The organism is Actinomycetes bacterium (genome assembly GCA_036000965.1).
Lineage (GTDB): Bacteria > Actinomycetota > CALGFH01 > CALGFH01 > CALGFH01 > DASYUT01.
Genome location: DASYUT010000058.1, coordinates 1 through 1,588, shown reverse-complemented (window position 1 = coordinate 1,588; position 1,588 = coordinate 1). Strand labels below are relative to the sequence as shown.

Here is a 1,588-nt window from a genome sequence, read left to right as displayed (position 1 = left end):
CCTAGGAGGCCCCTGAATAATCCGCGATAGCATCTCGTCCGGGATGGTGGTTGGTCGGGAGGCTTGGCGTGCAGGGTGTTGAGCGGGCAGAACGCAAGCTGTTGGACGCAGCGGCGCTGGTCGGGCATCTGGTGCCGGCGGGGAGCATGTTCTGGTTCCTGGCAGAGCATCGCGGGGAGCTGTTTCCCGATGAACAGTTCGCCGACCTGTTCCCCTCGGGCCGGGGCCGCCCGTCGCTGCCCGCGCCGGTGGCAGCCGCCGTGTTGACCTTGCAGACCCTGTATGACCTGTCGGATGCCGAGACCGCCGAGGCGGCCCGCTGTGACCTGCGCTGGAAGGTCGCCACTGGGATGGCCCTGGACGATGGGGGGTTTCACCCCTCCACGCTGACCTACTGGCGGCAGCGGCTGGCCCGCTCGAGCAGGCCGCACCGGCTCAACGACGCGGTCAAGCGGGTGGTCGAGGCGACCGGGGTGCTTGCTGGCCGCCGGCGGCGGGCGGTGGACTCCACGATCCTGGCCGATGCGGTCGCCACCCAGGACACCATCACCCAGTTGGTCGCGGCGGTCCGGCGGGTGGCCCGCGAGGTGCCCGGCGCCGCCGCCCAGATCCAGGCGGTGTGCACTGGCCACGACTACACCACGCCGGGCAAGCCCCAGATCGACTGGGAGGACCCGGCCGCCAAGGATGGGTTGGTGTCGGCCCTGGTCAACGACGCAGGTGCGCTGGTTGCGGCGCTTGGCGACGCCGAGTTGGACGAGCGGGCCCAGGCCGCGGTGGCGCTGTTGGCGCTGGTCTCAGGCCAGGACGTGGAACCCGCCGAAGGCTCCGACGGGTCCGATGGGCGCTGGCGGATCGCCCGCAAGGTGGCCCCCGACCGGGTCATCTCCACCGTCGATCCACAGGCCCGCCATACTCGCAAGTCGCCGGAGAGCCGCCGCGACGGCTATCGGGCGCACGTGGCCGCCGAGCCGGAGACCGGCATCGTCACTGATGAGGCGTTGACCCAGGCCGCCGGTGCCGTCAACTCCGACCCGGCTGTGGCCGAGCGGTTCCTGGCCGCCGAAGCCGGGCGCGCCACCGACGCGGCCACCTGCGAATGGTATGGCGATTCGGCCTATGGCACCGGCGACCTGCGTGACGTGATCGCTGGCGCCGGGCACGTCGCAGTGATCAAGCCCAAGCCGCTGCCGGCCGCCGTGGCGGGCGGGTTCACCGTCGACGACTTCACCGTTGACGAGGCTGCTGGCACGGTGACCTGCCCCAACACCATCACCCGGCCGATCAGTGCGACCGGTGTTGCCACCTTCGGCGCGCTGTGTGGCGCCTGCCCGCTGCGAGCGCGGTGCACCACCTCCAAGACCGGCCGCAAGCTCGTCCTGGGCGACCACGACGCCCTGCTGCGTCAGGCCCGCCGCGACTGGGCCGAGCACCCCGAACTGCGCGAGGCCTACCGGCGCCACCGGCCCAACGTGGAACGCGTCATCTCCCAGCTCGCCAGCCGTGGCGGCCGCCGCCTGCGGCTGCGCTACCTGGGCGTCGCCAGCAACAATGCCTGGCTCAAACGCCGCACCGCCGCGCTCAACCT

Annotated in this window: 1 protein-coding gene; it reads left to right on the top strand. The window is 71.7% G+C overall.

Features of this window, described 5'->3' with window-relative positions; all coding sequences use genetic code 11:
- Positions 1–146 precede the first annotated feature (146 nt).
- Positions 147–1,588, top strand: a 1,442-nt coding sequence (locus VG276_04330) for an IS1182 family transposase (protein HEV8648630.1), incomplete at its 3' end; no start/stop codon positions are given.